The organism is Paeniroseomonas aquatica (genome assembly GCF_030409335.1).
GTDB classification, from domain to species: domain Bacteria; phylum Pseudomonadota; class Alphaproteobacteria; order Acetobacterales; family Acetobacteraceae; genus Belnapia; species Belnapia aquatica.
Window position 1 is genome coordinate 1 of the sequence record NZ_JAUFPN010000219.1, and the last position, 589, is coordinate 589.

Here is a 589-nt window from a genome sequence, read left to right on the forward strand (position 1 = left end):
CCGACGCTTGCTGTCGGCCTCACGAATTATCCAGGCTAACAGAACGGGGTCTGGCGCGTTCTGGGTGGCATGAGCAGACCCCTTGTCCCTGATGCGCTTTGGGCGGTGGTGGAGCCGCTGTTGCCGTCAGAGCCGCTGAAGCCGAAGGGCGGCCGGCCTCGCCTGCCCGACCGTGCAGCCCTGACCGGCATCCTCTTCGTTCTGCAGTCGGGCATTCCGTGGGAGATGCTGCCCCAGGAGATGGGCTGCGGCTGCGGCATGACGTGCTGGCGCAGCCTGCGTGACTGGCAGGAGGCTGGCGTGTGGGACCGGCTCCAGCGTGCACTCCTCGACCGCCTGGGACGACACAACGTCATCGACTTTCGGCGCGCCGCCCTCGACAGCGCGTCGGTTGCGGCAAAAAAGGGGGGTGCGCAGACGGGGCCGAACCCAACGGACCGGGGCAAGCCGGGCTCGAAGCGCCACATCCTCACCGATGCCAACGGCATCCCGCTCGCGGTTCGCCTGACGGGGGCCAACGTGCATGACAGCAGAATGCTGGAAGAGGTGGTCGATGCCGTACCGCCGATCCGGCAGTCCTGGGGCAGGC

1 protein-coding gene is annotated in these 589 nt (G+C 67.9%); it reads left to right on the top strand.

What is annotated here, in order from left to right; translation table 11 throughout:
- Window positions 1-69: 69 nt before the first annotated feature.
- The coding region (locus QWZ14_RS28960) for an IS5 family transposase (protein WP_290320541.1) at window positions 70-589 on the top strand (520 nt) is incomplete at its 3' end.